Raw genomic sequence first — 15,522 nt, 5'->3', positions numbered from 1 at the left:
TTCAATTTCGAGCGTGACAGTTTTTATACCTGCAACATCACCTTCCTGATAATTCAGTTCGCGAATTTTGTAACCTTCTTTTTCGGCCCACATCATGTACATACGCATTAGCATCGAAGCCCAATCGCAACTTTCGGTACCGCCGGCTCCAGCTGTAATTTGAAGAACAGCACTCAAACTATCACCTTCTTCGGAAAGCATGTTTTTGAATTCTATCGCTTCAATATGAGCCTGTGTTACTTCATATTGATGATCTAATTCTTCGATAGTTAACTCTCCTTCTTTGTAAAAATCATAGGCAAGTTGCAACTCGTCTGTCATGTCAACAGCTTTGTTGTAATCTTCAATCCATTTTTTTTTGCTTCTAAGATTTTTAACTAAAATTTCCGCTTCTTTAGCATTGTTCCAAAAATCGGGAGCAAAAGTCTTTTCTTCTTCGTTGGTTATTTCGATAAGCTTGGCATCAACGTCAAAGATACCTCCTCAACGCACCAAGGCGTTCTACAATACCTTTTATTTGTTCGGTAGTTGTCATAAATTTATAGTAATTTTGCGTGAAAAATTTATTAGATTCGTATTTTTAGCCCTGATAGTTGTGGAAATCCTTTTTTTGAAAATAGCTATTTTGAAAAAAATTATCTCACACTACATTTGTTTTAATTGGAGTTCGATGAACTTCGTTTGTAACGGATAGCTGGATTAGCTTCTAATAATAATTTAACTAGTTTTGAGTTACAAAAATAGGATATAGTTTTTAGATTATGGAAATAAATTTGATTAGCGATACAATTACCAAACCATCGTTGGAGATGTTGCAATACATGTTTAACGCACAAGTTGGGGATGATGTATATAAACAAGACCCGACTGTTAATGCACTCGAAGCGAGATTGGCTGGGATGTTTGGGATGGAAGCGGGGCTTTTTTTTCCGTCGGGAACTATGGCGAATCAAACAGCGATTAAGTTGCATACACAACCTGGAGAGCAATTGATTGCTGATAAATATGCTCACGTGTATAATTATGAAGGTGGTGGAGTTTCATTCAATAGCGGTGTTTCTTGTTGTTTGTTGGATGGTGACAGAGGAATGATTACAGCTGAGCAGGTTTCTGGCGCTATAAATGATCCTGATTTTTACCATAGTCCCTTAACGAGCTTGGTTTGTGTAGAAAATACCACAAATAAAGGCGGTGGCGCTTGTTATGATTTGGAAGAATTAAAGAAAATCAAAAGAGTTTGTGTCGAAAATAATTTGAAGTTTCACTTAGATGGTGCCCGAATTTGGAATGCTGTTGTAGCCAAAAAACAACATCCAAGAGAATTTGGAGCGCTGTTTGATACGATTTCGGTTTGTTTGTCCAAAGGTTTGGGAGCTCCAATTGGTTCGGTGCTTTTGAGTGACAAAGCTACTATTCACAGGGCATTGCGTATTCGTAAAATATTGGGTGGAGGTATGCGTCAAGTAGGGTATTTGGCGGCCGCTGGAAATTTTGCTTTGGATAATAATATCGCCAAATTAGTAGATGATCATCGCAGAGCCCGAGAAATTGCCGAAGTTTTAATAAAAAGAACTTGGATTGGAAAAGTCGAACCTGTAGAAACCAATATTTTAATTTTTTCAGTTCGAGATGATTTGAATGAAAAAATATTGATTGATAAATTGAAAGAGAAAGGTATTTTTATAAGTTCCTTAGGACATGGAAAACTCAGAATTGTGACTCATCTAGATTATAAAGAAGTGATGCATACGTATGTGTTGGAGACGTTACAGAAGATAGTTCTTTAGATTTTAGTTCCAAGTAAATTAGTAGTTAGTCCTTAGTCCTTGGTCTTGAATTAATTAAACTTCAATTTCTAGTTACTAAGGACTAATTACTAAGGACAAACAACTCCCTATTTAAAAAGATTATCCATTCCAGGAATCATTGGCATATCCATTTTGGCAACAGCATCCAATTCTGCTTGGTTGATTTTTACAGCTTTTTCAATCGCTTTGTTTAATGTTAAAATCAAGTAATCTTCAAGTTGTTCTTTATCCTCCAGTAAAGAATCATCTATTGCAATTGATTTGATTTTAGAATTGGCAGTCAAAGTAACTTTTAGCAGATTATCATTACTTTGTTCGTTAACAAGTACGGTGTCTAAACGTTTTTTAGTATCTTCGATTTTTTGTTGGGTTTCTCTAAGTTTACCCATCATTCCCATTAAATCCATTTTGATTTTTTTTAAATTAGTAAAAGCAAAATTACGGATTTTGATGTTTATTTTTGTTAAATAAGATGAAAAACGAATTCAGTTTCAAATCACTTTATGTTATTTTTACATTTTAAATATTAAATCAACTCGCAAACAATGCCTGAAAATAGTGGAGCTCCTGTAGCTAAAATAATTCCTAAGAAATTAAAGAAATTTGGTCACGTCAGAATCGATAATTATTTTTGGTTAAATGACCGAGAGAATCCGGAAGTTATTGATTATTTGAATCAGGAAAATGCCTATTATCAAGAAAAAACGGCACATACCAAAGACTTTCAAAAAATTCTTTTTGAAGAAATGAAAAGTAGGATTAAGGAAGATGACCAGTCAGTTCCTTATTTTTATAATGGGTATTATTATATTACCCGCTACGAAAAAGGTCAGAATTACCCAATTTATTCGCGAAAAAAAGAAAGCCTTTCTGCAAAAGAAGAAATTCTATTTGATTGCAATGAAATGGCAAAAGATAAACCTTATTTTCAATTGGGAGCTTTAAGTATTAGCCCAGATAATAAATTGGCTCTTTTTAGTTACGATATTGTTGGAAGAAGAATTTATTCTATTCAGATAAAGAATTTAGAAACCAATGAAATATTGGAAGATAAAATCGAAAATGTAACAGGAAATGCTGTTTGGGCCAATGATAATAAAACCATTTTTTATTCAGATCAGGACAATGTGACATTGCGTTCGGATAAAATTTACAAACATAAATTAGGTTCAAAACAAGCAGATGATGTTTTGATTTATTTCGAAGAAGATGAAACTTTTAATGTTGAAATTGCGAAGTCAAAATCCCGAAAGTATTTGGCTATTGAATCCAGCAGTACTTTGACAACTGAATATCAAATTCTTGATGCAGATACTCCTGATGGTGAATTTAAAATTTTCCAAAAGCGTGTGAGAGGATTGGAATACAGCATCAATCATTATGAGGATAGTTTTTATATTTTGACCAATAAAGACAAAGCAGAGAATTTTAAATTGATGAAAACGCCCGTTGACAAAACGTCAAAGAGCAATTGGAAAGAAGTAATTGCACACAGAAGTGATGTTTTGTTAGAAGATATAGAAATATTCAAAGATTTTTTGGTTTTAGAAGAGCGTCAAAATGGTTTGAATAAAATACGAATTATGCCTTGGAGTGGAGAAGGGGAGTATTATCTTCCTTTTGAAAGCGAAACGTATACAGCTTACGCCACAGGAAATGTAGATTTTAATACTGATGTGTTGCGTTATGCGTACCAATCTATGAGAACACCTTCATCGGTTATTGATTTCAATATGAAAACAAAAACCAAAGAAATCAAAAAAGAACAACAGGTTCTTGGCGGAAAATTCGATAAAGAAAATTATATCGAGGAACGTGTTTGGGCTACCGCTGAAGATGGAGTTAAAATTCCAATTTCGATGGTATACAGAAAAGGATTGAAGAAAGATGGTAAAAACCCGTTGCTTCAGTATGCTTACGGTTCTTACGGGCATTCTATGGATGCGACATTTTCATCGACTGTTTTGTCACTTTTAGATAGAGGTTTCATTTTTGCTATTGCTCATATTCGTGGAGGTGAAGATTTAGGAAGACAATGGTATGAAGATGGAAAATTATTGAAAAAGAAAAATACGTTTACCGATTTTATTGATTGTTCTAAATTTTTAATTGCTGAAAAATACACTTCGCCGCAGCATTTGTATGCCGAAGGAGGATCTGCCGGTGGATTATTAATGGGAGCTGTTGTAAATACTGCACCAGAATTGTATAATGGTGTTATTGCGCAGGTTGCGTTTGTGGACGTGATTACAACGATGCTAGATGACAGTATCCCACTTACAACTGGTGAATATGATGAATGGGGAAATCCCAATGTTCGAAAATATTATGATTATATGTTGTCGTATTCACCGTATGATAATATAAAGCCTCAAAAATCTCCAAATATGTATGTGTCGACAGGCTTGCATGATTCTCAGGTGCAATACTGGGAACCAGCAAAATGGGTGGCTAAATTACGAGCTTTAAAAACAGATGATAATTTACTTTTTTTAGACACAAATATGGATGCAGGACATGGAGGAGCGTCTGGTCGCTTTGAAGCACTCAAAGAATTGGCAAAAGAGTATAGTTTTTTATTAGATTTAGAGAAAATTGGAAACTAATTAGAATTTTTTTTGTTAGATTTGCATCATATCGGGATCTATTAAAAAAATGCTCTCAGATAAACTATTTTTTTATGAAAGAAGAAATAAATGCTTATAATAATATTTTAGAGTTAATAGGTAATACTCCACTTGTTAAGCTAAATAGTGTAACGGAAAATTTAAAAGGCAATTTCTATGCAAAAGTAGAATCTTTTAATCCAGGCCATTCTTCCAAAGATAGAATCGCTTTATACATTATCGAAGAAGCAGAAAAAAGAGGGATTTTATCTCCAGGTGACACAATTATCGAAACAACTTCTGGTAACACTGGATTTAGTTTAGCGATGGTAAGTATCATAAAAGGGTACAACTGTATTCTTGCTGTGAGTTCAAAATCATCAAAAGATAAGATTGATATGTTAAGGAGTTTAGGTGCTAAAGTATATGTTTGCCCTGCTCACGTTTCTGCAGATGATGATCGTTCGTACTACAATGTTGCTAAACGTCTTCATGAAGAAACAAAAGGATCAATTTATATCAATCAATATTTTAATCAATTAAATATTGATGCTCATTATAAAACAACAGGCCCTGAAATTTGGAAACAGACAAACGGAAAAATCACTCATCTGGTGGCTTGTAGCGGTACTGGAGGAACAATTTCAGGAACTGCAAAATTTCTTAAAGAACAAAATCCTAAAGTTAGAATTCTTGGTGTTGATGCTTTTGGATCGGTTTTGAAAAAATACCATGAAACTAAAGAATTTGATAGTAGCGAAATTTATCCTTATAGAATCGAAGGTTTAGGTAAAAATTTAATCCCATCTGCAACAGACTTTGATATCATTGATAAGTTCATTAAAGTTTCTGATGAAGAAAGTGCTCACTCTGCAAGGGAAATTACAAGAAAAGAAGGTTTGTTTGTTGGATATACTTCTGGAGCAGTAATGCAAGCAATAAAACAATATGCAGACGAAGGTGAATTCGATGAAAATAGTAATGTAGTGGCAATTTTTCCAGATCATGGCTCTCGTTATATGAGTAAAGTATTTAGCGATGATTGGATGAATGATCAAGGATTTTTTGATAGTGTTAATGAAGAAGAAGCTCAAAAAGTTGAATTTATAAAATAAATTTACTCAAGTATAATTCAATATAAAACTCCAGATTTGTTCTGGAGTTTTTTTTTATTTAGGTTCTTCTGCTGAAAAACTCCTAAGTACAGCAAAACCCGTAGTTTGTCATTCCGCAGGAATCCTAGCAATCAAAAGTGCCAATGTGTTTGTAAACTCCTTGCGAAGATTGATTGGCCAGTTCGCTTAAATCGCTTTGTTTTATTGGATAAAATGCTTTTCAGCAGACCCTAATTTAATTCTGAGCCTAAATCTCTTATCAAAAAACAAGCATTTAGGATTAGCTTTGTGTAAGAATACTAATATTGTTTTTAATTTGTAATTTAATAAAAAATAAGCAAAAACAATGAAGTATATGTAGGATGATTACTGTTTTTTTATGAATATTTAGATATAATGTAATTTTGGTTGATGTTTTTTTGTGTGTTAAACGAATATTTTAACAGTTCATCGGAATATTTATGTAGCTGAGTTAAAGTAATATTAAATTTGAGTCAATAAATGAGGCCACATTATTTATTACAAATTTAAACCTGCTACATATGAAAAAAGTTTTACTTCTCTTAGTAATGTTTGCGTTTTCTATTTTAGCTAATTCACAAACAGCAATTCAAGAATTTAATTTTAACGGTACACTCAGTAATACAACTAACGATATTACGTTTATAGGTATTTCTAAGTTTGTAAAAGATAGAACGGGTGTAGCTAATAAAGCTATACGTGTTGTTAACGAAACATTGGAAGCAACAATGAAAAATTTGCCACTTTCAAATTCGGCACGAACAGTTTCTATATGGGTTAAATATAATGATGTCACAACTGCCAATTATATCTGGGGTTATGGTTCATTGGCAAATGCTCAATATTTTGGTCTATTACAACAAAGCACTTCAAACACAGTTTCTGATCTAAATCTTGCTGGTTGGGGACCTGATAATGATGTTGTAGTGCCTACTACAATAGCTTCAGGTAATTGGTATAATTTCACAGTGACTTATGATGGCCTTACTTCAAAAATTTACAGAGACGGTATTTTAATCAAATCTTTTATTAGCCCAAGAAAGCTTACTTCGGCAATTGTTTTTGGAATAGGTAAAATGGGTTCGGCCATCAGTATAAATGCCGATATTGATGATTTAAAAATATACAATGTGGCATTAACTCCCGATCAAGTTGCGACTTTATATGCCAATAATTCTACATTAGCATCTAATGATGTTGTAAAACTTGGCAATCAAAATTCTACATTTAAGAAAGAAATTATAAATACCAAAGCTGTGCCAAAATCAAATACGAAAGCGAAAGTGGTATCTTCGGCTCCTGTAGAAACAATAAATGTCAAGTTAACTGAGATTTATTCTTCCGAAGGTTTAAAGGTACTTAGCGGTGACAAAAATGAAATAGATATTACTGCTTTGGCAGAAGGAAATTATTTGTTGAAAGTCGTAAAATTACATGATAGCAACGATAAAAAATTAACGGAAAACTAATTTAGTTGTCCGATGCAGATGATAAAAAAAAACTCTAGAGCGATCTAGAGTTTTTTATTGATTATTGTGGAATTATTCTTCCATTGTATGATAAACGTTCATTACGTCATCATCTTCTTCCATTTTTTCAATTAGTTTTTCTACATCAGCCATTTCTGCTTCTGTAAGTTTTTTGGTAATTTGAGGAATTCTCTCAAATCCAGAAGATAATATTTCTATATTTCTACTTTCTAATTCTTTTTGGATGGTTCCAAAACTTCCGAAAGGAGCATAAATCAAAATTCCATCTTCATCTTCAAAAACTTCTTCAGCACCAAAATCAATTAGTTCTAATTCTAATTCTTCCGGATCAATGCCATCTTTTGGAATTCTGAAATTACAAGTGTGGTCAAACATAAATTCTACAGAACCTTGGGTTCCTAATGTTCCATTGCATTTGTTAAAATAACTTCTAACATTTGCAACAGTTCTATTGTTGTTGTCTGTAGCGGTTTCGATTAAAAGGGCAATACCATGAGGAGCATATCCTTCAAATAATACTTCTTTATAGTTAGCCGTGTCTTTATCAGTTGCTTTTTTGATGGCTCTTTCAACATTGTCTTTTGGCATGTTGGCAGCCTTAGCATTTTGAATTACAGCTCTTAATCTTGAATTGGCATCAGGGTTTGGACCTCCTTCTTTTACAGCCATTACAATATCTTTACCAATTCTGGTAAAGGCTTTGGCCATAGCTGACCAACGTTTCATTTTTCTACCTTTTCGGAATTCAAATGCTCTTCCCATTATTATTTTATTTTGAATACAAAAATACTGTTATTCCTTATTTTTCCAAAACTATAGAAAAATCTTTTTGTAAAATATATCAATTATATATTCGTCTCAATATTTTAAAATCGGCTATTATTGATATTGCTTCATTAAGATAGTGGTTAGACCTTAAATTATCGAGTTGCATTTTATTATATTCAAGAAGAGAGGGATAAATAAGTAATAATGATTTGTTATATTCCGAATTAGACACATTCAAATTTAGATCGTTTGTTCCAAAGTTATTGATTTCTTCGTATAAATGATTGATACTATTTTGGTTGTTATAAACGGCATCTAAAGTCATTGGTATGTCGAATTTTGTCTTTTTAATAACTGTATCAATATTAGAATTGAGTGCAATTATTGAATTGAAATAAGGGTCTTTTGCAACTCTATCTTTGCTTTTCTGAGCAAGCATATTAATTAATTCTTCGCTCACATAAGGTTTAAAACGAATTCTTACATCTAATGTGTCGTTTTTTAATGCTGTTTTAAATCCGCTCTCTTTCTGAAAAACGTCCTGATAGATCATCGGGATTGGAACATCTGGAATTACTCCAACTGCTTGGTGGCTTTTTCCGGTAATCCTGTAAAATTTACTCACAGTCAGTTTTACAAAATGCTGCAAATCATTTTCTTCTAGCGGCTGAATTGTTTGCATTGTTGCTTTTCCTAATGTGGTGCTTCCTATTAAAACAGCTCTATTATAATCTTGCATTATATCTGCGAAGAATTCACTTGCAGATGCCGAATTGCCATTGATGATAATAATAATTGGTCCTCTGTAAATAACTCCCTTGTAAGGATCATTTATAACAGACAATTGCTTTTTATTATCTACTACTATCGAAATTGGTCCGTAATCAATAAATAGGCCCGCCAATTTTACCGCTTCTTCCATAGATCCTCCACCATTATCGGTCAAATCAAGAACCAATCCTTTGATGTCGTCTTTTATTAATTTAACCGTTTCTTTAGCGACATCTTGTGCGCACCCTTTGTTGCTTTCGCCTTCAAAATTTGCATAAAAACTTGGAATTTTTATGTAACCTACTTTTATTCCGCGGTCAACTATAAAGCTGTAAACAGTATTTTCTTCATCTTTTAAAACCTGTTTTTGAATATTTACTTTGAAACTTTTTCCAGAATTTCGTTTGAGTGTTAACGTGATGTTGGTATTTAATTCTGAAGTCATCATTATTGCAATTGACTCCAATGAAGAACAAGAAACATCCAGAGTCTCTTTTTGATTGGACACGGCTAAAATCTGATCACCTTTTTTGATTTTACCGGTTTTGAAAGCTGGACCATTAGGGTCGATTTCGTTTATAAGGATTTCATTTTTTTCATTCAAACTAACTTCTATTCCCAACGAAAGTTTTTCTTTGGATAAAGTAGATACAAAACTAGATTTAGTATCGTTGCTGAAAAAGTTGGTATGGGGATCAAAATAATTGCAAAAAATATTGAAAAAATTATCTTCAAAAAGTTTTTCATCACTTAACGACGCGTTGATTTTACAAAGTTCATTGTCAATTATACTCTTTTGAGATTTATGACTCATAGTGTTGAAATTCAGTTTTAATGAGTCTAAATTCTTGCTTTTGGTAGCAATATCATTAAAAACTTCGTATCTGATTTTCTTGTTCCAGGCTTTTTCGACTTCGTTTGATTTTAAATAAAAATAAAATTTTCCTTGTTTAAAACGGATGCTATCTTTTGTATTAAAATCAATTGTTTCATTGTTTAGTTTTTCTAAAACGACTTTATTTCTCAGTAATGATTTTTTGTATTCTTTTTTAATAACATCCAAAAAAGAACAATCTTTATTTAGTATATAATCATCTAATTTTAATCTGTATTTATTAGAAAGAGAATCTGCCTGTGACTCTAAAAAAATATTCCTTGCGGGGTCTAAATCATTTAAAAATTCATCAAAAACATAAGCCGATAAACTGTCGTTTACCGGCTTTGGGCTATAATGCTCGTTTTGAAGCAGTTTGTTTATTTTTAGTAAAATTTCACAATTTGCATTGCTATTTTGAGCAAATATAGAAAATGTAGAAAACAGTAATACAAGTGTGATTTTTTTCATATAACTAATTTTTTTTATAAAAAGGAAGTTTTACCACCTTTGCTGGGACATCATTTTTTCTAATTCGAATAAAAATATCGCTATCTATTGCACTATTTGGAGTAGTTACGTATCCTAATCCAATTCCTTTATTCATAGAAGGAGACATTGTTCCAGAAGTTACAATTCCGATTACATTTCCAGATGCATCAACAATTTCATAATCATGTCTTGGAACTGAACGTTCTTGCATTTCGAAGGCTACTAATTTTTTGGTAACACCAGCTTCTTTTTGTTTTTTCAAATTGTCAGAATTGGTAAATTCTTTGGTGAATTTGGTAATCCATCCCAAACCGGCTTCTAGTGGAGAAGTCGTGTCATTGATATCATTTCCGTACAAACAGAAACCCATTTCCAAACGCAAAGTATCTCTGGCAGCCAAACCAATAGGTTTGATTCCGTAAGCAGCACCAGCTTCAAAAACTTTGTTCCAAATTGTTTCTACTTCTGAATTTTTGCAATAAATTTCAAATCCTCCAGAACCTGTATAGCCAGTTGCAGAGATAATTATATCTGAAAAACCAGCAAAATCAGCCACTTCAAAATGGTAATATTCAATTGCGGCCAAATCTATAGATGATAAGGACTGCATTGCTTCAACTGCTTTTGGTCCCTGAATTGCTAATAACGAATAGTCATCCGATAAGTTTTTCATCTCAACACCCAAATCATTATGAGTCGAAATCCATTCCCAGTCTTTATCAATATTTGATGCGTTTACCACGAGTAAATATTCGTCTTCTTTCATTTTATAGATAATTAAATCATCTACAATTCCACCGTCATTATTTGGTAAACAAGAATATTGTGCCCTACCGATTGTCAAAGTTGATGCATCATTTGAAGTTACTTTTTGAATCAAAGCCAGCGCGTTTGGTCCCGAAAGTATAAATTCACCCATGTGTGATACATCAAAAACACCTACTGCATTTCGAACCGTTTCATGTTCTGCATTTACCCCTTCGTAAAGAATTGGCATATTATATCCAGCAAACGGAAGCATTTTTGCTCCCAAACTCTCATGTATGTGCGTCAAAGCAGTATTTTTCATTGTATTATTGTGTAATTATTAAAATGCTAATTTATAGCTTTTATTTTGCCTGACAAAGGTTATAAATGTTGAAATATACTTAAAAGTTCCCCTTTTTTTAACCAGTTATTTATTCAATCATTATGTCTTTTCATTTAAAATTTAATGATGGAAATTTCTTTAAAAGTTAAGAAAATTTACTTAAACAAAATGATAATAATTTTAAAAAATGCAACAGTTTAAATGATGACTGATTTGTATTTATTCATAAATAAAAAATGGAGCAAAATGTTAGTTGATTAACACTTTGCTCCATTTTTATATTTAATTGAAAAAATTGAGTTCTATATTACTTTTTAGAAAATAAATTTTGAACAACCCAAGCAGGACCAATTAATAAAAATTGGATATCTTTCAGAAAAGATGGTTTTTTACCTTCGATATTGTGACCATAAAACTGACCGATCCACGCTACCACAAACACTCCAATTGAAAATGCCCAAAGTGGTACAAATTGTCCAATATAATAATTTAAGATTACGCATAACATTGAAAAAATAGCAATTTTTATAGCCATCGAAATCGATAGTCTTATATAAAATATCAATACAAAAAGTAAAACTACTACCGCCCAGTTTTCAATAATGGGTTGGTTTAAATGTAATAGGTTATTCAGAAAAGTAGTTGGAATACTCATCAATAATCCGACAATCGAAAAGAAAATTGCAGGAACACAAATGTAATGTATTGCTTTGTTTTTTGGGTTTTGATGACTTACGGCATACTCCTCAAACCATTGATCTAGTGTTTTCATATGTAGGTATTTATTGTTTTTTATTGGTCATATGTAATTCGCAATGTAGCTATTGGTGTTTCGACCAATTTGAGGTATTGCTCATTTCATAGGGGGGCTTTTTTTGTCTAATTTATAAAATTGTCCAATATCGAATGCGTTTTTAAGCAATCTTTTTTTCCAAAACAATAAACTCAAATGGCTCTTCCGAAATAATAGTGTCATGATCATTAAGTTGGAAAGGTTCTCTAACTCCAGTGTCAACATATCCGTAGCGATTGTACCAAGCGATTAGTTTGTCTCTAAGTGTAATTACGGTCATTACAATTTTTGATAAACCCAATGATAGAGCATGAATTTCGGCTTCTTTTAATAGTTTTTTTCCAATGCCACTATTTTGCAATTTAGGAGAAACAGAAAGCATTCCGAGGTAAAGTTTGTCTCCTTTGTTTTCCAATAAAACGCAACCAAGAATTGCATCATTTTCGGTGAATTTTAAAATTGTATTTTGTTTATTATTAAAAAGTTCAAGCAATTCTTCTTCGGTAATTCTTTTGCCTTCCAGAAGATTGGATTCTGTTGTCCAACCTAATTTGGATGATTCCCCACGATAGGCAGAATTTATTAATTTTTCTAAAGCAGGTGCATCCTCTTTAGTTGCAGTTGTAATCATTTATGTAGATTTAATTGAATGTTTTTGTATCATTCAAAGATAAAAAACTACAGCAAAATATCTTTAACTGTAGTTTTAAAAGGCGTTATGTCGCAATGACTTATTAAACTTCAATTTTAGTGCCCAAGATTTTTAAAAATTCTCTAATAAAAGCAGGGTGCGCAGGCCAAGCAGGTGATGTCACTAAATTTCCATCAACAAAAGCGCCATCTACAGCGATAGATTGAAATTCGCCACCAGCTAAAGTTACCTCAGGACCCACTGCTGGGTAAGCGGTAAGTTTTCTTCCTTTCACAACATTTGCAGCAGTCAAAATTTGTATTCCGTGACAAATTGCTGCCACTGGTTTGTTAGTTGTAAAAAAGTGTTGTGTGATTTCGATTACTTTGGCATTCAATCTCAAATATTCTGGGGCTCTTCCTCCAGCGATTACTAATCCGTCATAATTATTGACATCTACCTGATCAAAACTATAATTTAACACGAAGTTATGTCCTGGTTTTTCAGAATAGGTTTGATCGCCTTCAAAATCATGAATTGCCGTTTTTATGGTGTCACCTTTTTTCTTGTCAGGACAAACCGCATGGACAGTATAACCAATCATTTCCAGCATTTGGAATGGAACCATAGTTTCATAATCTTCGGTGAAATCACCTGTTAGGAAAAGTACTTTTTTCATTTCTTCAAAATTTAAATTAATTATTAGTTTTAAGAAGTTATAAATTCAAGATTCTATTAATCTTTGTTTTTATAAAGTTAAAGAAAAAAGTAATTGTAATTTTAGATTTTAATGGTTTAACTTTTTTAAAATCAATGAAATAGTTGTAATGTTTTGAAATATTAATTAGTCTTATTGTCAGTTCGAATGTCACGCTTTTGGGCGTGAAGGACCATTATGCTATTTCGACTGCGCTACCAATGAAGTTTTTCAACATTACAATAATCCACAAACTTGTCATTCCGCTAGGAATCTCACGTTGGTTATTCACTTTGCGTGAGATTCCTAACGGAATGACAATATTAGGCATGGGAGTTGCGTGAAATATTGATGTCAACGAAGTTACTTGAAAGTCATTTTGTGTTGCTTTTTTCGCAAAAAAATCTACCTCGATTTGATAAAAAAAATGACTTTTATATAATTGGTATTATGGTGTATTTGGTTTTTTTGAAAAAATGGAAAGCAATTAATTCAAAACAAAAAACTACAAAGTAAAACAGTATTTACTTTGTAGTTTTTGATATAATTTTTGAAAAAGTTACTGACTAGTCTTCTTCAATTTCAAATTCGGCATCTTTTTCCCAAATTTCCATTTCGCAAGGTTTACAATTGAATTTTAGTTTGTATTCTAGTTCACCTTGTTTCAAAACCAATGGTTCTTTTAACTTCGTTTCCATCGTGTCTCTGTGGTATTTCGGGCATTTTTCCAATTCGTATTTGATACAATATTTGGTCGTCATTACACGCGATTTTCCTGGATCCCATTGCAATTCAAAAGCTTTTTCGATTTCGGTAACACCGTGGCGCTCGTAGAATTGACGTGCTTTTTTATTAGAAACATTGTACATGAAATCCAATTTGGTTTCTGGATAAGGATGTGATGTTTTGACTAATTGGTGTTCTTCACGTTTGTAATTTGCTAAACGAATTTCAGATAATTGTTCGTAAACAGTTCTTCTCATTTCATTGATTTTTGAAATAGGTAAGAACCAGTTTTGAGAAAACATAATCGTAATTTCATCGGCTGTATAAGGTGTAAAACCTGTTTTTGCCAATTGCGTTTTGATATTATCTTCTATCGAAAGGTTGTTTTTCGTAACTTCTTTCGGGTGATTTAATTGAACCATACTTACGTAGCCATCTTCATCAGTTGCAATTAATTCAAAACCATTTTCGTTTTCAGTCAATAATAAAGTAGTGCTAATTTTACGAACCGCGCTGTCTTCTCTTTCAACAATTTTGATGAAAGCGGCATCGTTATTTCTATAAATAAAAGTTCCTTCTTTAATTTCTTTCAGCACATTTGGGTAAGCCAAACCATTTTCAGCCTTGTTTACATAAATTCCTTCGGCTTCGTTATTTTCGTTGATGTAACAAAGGCCATCACCATTATTCAATAATTCGCCATTCTCGATTTGGTAAGCTCCTCCGATGGTTTTAATCAATTTACCAATGTATTGTCCTTTTGATTTTGGACTTTCCCAAGAACCAATTGCCTGATGTCTTTCGTTTACAAAATAATCGGTATACCCACGGTTGAAACTTTTGTCCAAAGCAGATTCAAAAGTGTAAGTACATTTTCCTGAAGAAGCTTTAGTGTATTTGTCGCTTCCTTCTAAGAAAGAGTCCAGTTTTTGACGTAAATACGAAACATTATTTTTGACGTAAACAATATCTTTTAAGCGACCTTCAATTTTAAAAGAAACAATTCCAGCTTCAATCAAATTTGGAATTTGATCCGAAACATCAAAATCTTTAATCGAAAGCAAGTGGCTGTTTTTAATTAATGTATCACCGTGACCATCGATTAAGTTATACGGTAAACGACAGTTTTGTGCACAAGAACCGCGGTTTGCAGAACGCTCTCCATTGGCAACACTCATGTAACAGTTTCCGCTAAAGGAAACGCAAAGCGCTCCAGTCACAAAAAATTCTAACTCAACATCAGCCTCATCATAGATTTCTTTGATTTGGTGCAGGTTCAATTCACGTGCCAAAACCACACGTTTAATTCCTGCATCTTTTAGGAATTTAATTTTATCGGCATCACGATTATTGGCTTGTGTGCTGGCGTGAAGCACAATAGGAGGTAAGTCCATTTCCATTATCGCCATGTCCTGAATAATCAATGCATCGACTCCAATATCATATAACTGCCAAATCATCTGACGGCAAGTTTCCAATTCGTTATCGTATAAAATAGTGTTGATTACCACAAAAACCTGTGCGTGGAATAAATGCGCATATTTTACCAAAGCCGCCACATCTTCAATCGAATTGGTCGCATTGGAACGTGCTCCAAATTGTGGCGCACCAACATATACAGCATCGGCACCACTATTTAT

13 protein-coding genes and 1 pseudogene are annotated in these 15,522 nt (G+C 32.8%); 4 read left to right on the top strand and 10 right to left on the bottom strand.

What is annotated here, in order from left to right:
• Positions 1 to 535: pseudogene (locus tag VLC96_RS12710) on the bottom strand (PCRF domain-containing protein); the annotation flags it as partial.
• Positions 536 to 761: 226 nt separating this feature from the next.
• Here VLC96_RS12710 and VLC96_RS12705 point away from each other — a divergent pair.
• Complete coding sequence (locus VLC96_RS12705; RefSeq protein ID WP_325263452.1) at positions 762 to 1,787, top strand: threonine aldolase family protein; 1,026 nt, start codon at positions 762 to 764, stop codon at positions 1,785 to 1,787.
• Positions 1,788 to 1,894: 107 nt separating this feature from the next.
• Here the strand turns inward: VLC96_RS12705 and VLC96_RS12700 are convergent, their stop codons facing one another.
• Positions 1,895 to 2,215, bottom strand: coding sequence for a YbaB/EbfC family nucleoid-associated protein (locus tag VLC96_RS12700; RefSeq protein WP_325263450.1), 321 nt, complete (start codon positions 2,213 to 2,215; stop codon positions 1,895 to 1,897).
• A gap of 138 nt (positions 2,216 to 2,353) precedes the next feature.
• Between VLC96_RS12700 and VLC96_RS12695 the strand changes: the two genes are divergently transcribed.
• The 3 genes from VLC96_RS12695 (at position 2,354) to VLC96_RS12685 (ending at position 7,019) form a co-directional block, all read left to right on the top strand.
• Positions 2,354 to 4,414 (top strand): S9 family peptidase, encoded by a 2,061-nt coding sequence (locus VLC96_RS12695; protein ID WP_325263448.1) that lies wholly within the window; start codon positions 2,354 to 2,356, stop codon positions 4,412 to 4,414.
• Positions 4,415 to 4,488: 74 nt separating this feature from the next.
• A complete protein-coding gene (gene capA / locus VLC96_RS12690) occupies positions 4,489 to 5,529 on the top strand; it encodes a cysteate synthase (RefSeq protein WP_325263447.1) in 1,041 nt (346 codons plus the stop codon).
• Positions 5,530 to 6,071: 542 nt separating this feature from the next.
• Positions 6,072 to 7,019 carry a LamG domain-containing protein gene (locus VLC96_RS12685; RefSeq protein WP_325263445.1) on the top strand — a complete coding sequence of 316 codons (948 nt, stop codon included), beginning with the start codon at positions 6,072 to 6,074 and terminating at the stop codon, positions 7,017 to 7,019.
• A gap of 72 nt (positions 7,020 to 7,091) precedes the next feature.
• Here the strand turns inward: VLC96_RS12685 and VLC96_RS12680 are convergent, their stop codons facing one another.
• The 8 genes from VLC96_RS12680 to VLC96_RS12645 form a co-directional block, all read right to left on the bottom strand.
• A complete protein-coding gene (locus tag VLC96_RS12680) occupies positions 7,092 to 7,802 on the bottom strand; it encodes a YebC/PmpR family DNA-binding transcriptional regulator (RefSeq protein WP_325263443.1) in 711 nt (236 codons plus the stop codon).
• 79 nt (positions 7,803 to 7,881) lie between these two features.
• Complete coding sequence (locus VLC96_RS12675) at positions 7,882 to 9,924, bottom strand: S41 family peptidase (RefSeq protein WP_325263442.1); 2,043 nt, start codon at positions 9,922 to 9,924, stop codon at positions 7,882 to 7,884.
• A 4-nt stretch (positions 9,925 to 9,928) separates the two neighbouring features.
• A complete protein-coding gene (gcvT, locus tag VLC96_RS12670; protein ID WP_325263441.1) occupies positions 9,929 to 11,014 on the bottom strand; it encodes a glycine cleavage system aminomethyltransferase GcvT in 1,086 nt (361 codons plus the stop codon).
• Between the two features lie 328 nt (positions 11,015 to 11,342).
• Positions 11,343 to 11,807 carry an Mpo1 family 2-hydroxy fatty acid dioxygenase gene (locus VLC96_RS12665; RefSeq protein WP_325263439.1) on the bottom strand — a complete coding sequence of 155 codons (465 nt, stop codon included), beginning with the start codon at positions 11,805 to 11,807 and terminating at the stop codon, positions 11,343 to 11,345.
• 142 nt (positions 11,808 to 11,949) lie between these two features.
• A complete protein-coding gene (locus VLC96_RS12660; RefSeq protein ID WP_325263437.1) occupies positions 11,950 to 12,459 on the bottom strand; it encodes a GNAT family N-acetyltransferase in 510 nt (169 codons plus the stop codon).
• Between the two features lie 103 nt (positions 12,460 to 12,562).
• On the bottom strand, positions 12,563 to 13,138 hold the full coding sequence (locus tag VLC96_RS12655) for a DJ-1/PfpI family protein (RefSeq protein WP_325263436.1): 576 nt from the start codon (positions 13,136 to 13,138) through the stop codon (positions 12,563 to 12,565).
• Positions 13,139 to 13,352: 214 nt separating this feature from the next.
• Entirely contained in the window at positions 13,353 to 13,514 is a 162-nt protein-coding gene (locus tag VLC96_RS12650; protein WP_325263434.1) for a hypothetical protein, read from the bottom strand.
• 208 nt (positions 13,515 to 13,722) lie between these two features.
• On the bottom strand, positions 13,723 to 15,522 hold a 1,800-nt coding region (locus tag VLC96_RS12645; protein WP_325263433.1), incomplete at its 5' end, for a peptidase U32 family protein.

The sequence above is a fragment of the Flavobacterium sp. genome, assembly GCF_035456085.1.
In the GTDB taxonomy this organism is placed as follows: Bacteria; Bacteroidota; Bacteroidia; order Flavobacteriales; family Flavobacteriaceae; genus Flavobacterium.
Note: the sequence above shows the minus strand (reverse complement) of the source record. Positions and strands in the feature narration are given on the sequence as shown.

What these genes read in the sequence shown, in the direction of transcription:
- VLC96_RS12705 (WP_325263452.1), top strand. Translation starts at nt 762, where the DNA reads ATGGAAATAAATTTGATTAGCGATACAATTACCAAACCATCGTTGGAG.
- VLC96_RS12700 (WP_325263450.1), bottom strand. Translation starts at nt 2,215, where the DNA reads ATGGATTTAATGGGAATGATGGGTAAACTTAGAGAAACCCAACAAAAA.
- VLC96_RS12695 (WP_325263448.1), top strand. Translation starts at nt 2,354, where the DNA reads ATGCCTGAAAATAGTGGAGCTCCTGTAGCTAAAATAATTCCTAAGAAA.
- capA (WP_325263447.1), top strand. Translation starts at nt 4,489, where the DNA reads ATGAAAGAAGAAATAAATGCTTATAATAATATTTTAGAGTTAATAGGT.
- VLC96_RS12685 (WP_325263445.1), top strand. Translation starts at nt 6,072, where the DNA reads ATGAAAAAAGTTTTACTTCTCTTAGTAATGTTTGCGTTTTCTATTTTA.
- VLC96_RS12680 (WP_325263443.1), bottom strand. Translation starts at nt 7,802, where the DNA reads ATGGGAAGAGCATTTGAATTCCGAAAAGGTAGAAAAATGAAACGTTGG.
- VLC96_RS12675 (WP_325263442.1), bottom strand. Translation starts at nt 9,924, where the DNA reads ATGAAAAAAATCACACTTGTATTACTGTTTTCTACATTTTCTATATTT.
- gcvT (WP_325263441.1), bottom strand. Translation starts at nt 11,014, where the DNA reads ATGAAAAATACTGCTTTGACGCACATACATGAGAGTTTGGGAGCAAAA.
- VLC96_RS12665 (WP_325263439.1), bottom strand. Translation starts at nt 11,807, where the DNA reads ATGAAAACACTAGATCAATGGTTTGAGGAGTATGCCGTAAGTCATCAA.
- VLC96_RS12660 (WP_325263437.1), bottom strand. Translation starts at nt 12,459, where the DNA reads ATGATTACAACTGCAACTAAAGAGGATGCACCTGCTTTAGAAAAATTA.
- VLC96_RS12655 (WP_325263436.1), bottom strand. Translation starts at nt 13,138, where the DNA reads ATGAAAAAAGTACTTTTCCTAACAGGTGATTTCACCGAAGATTATGAA.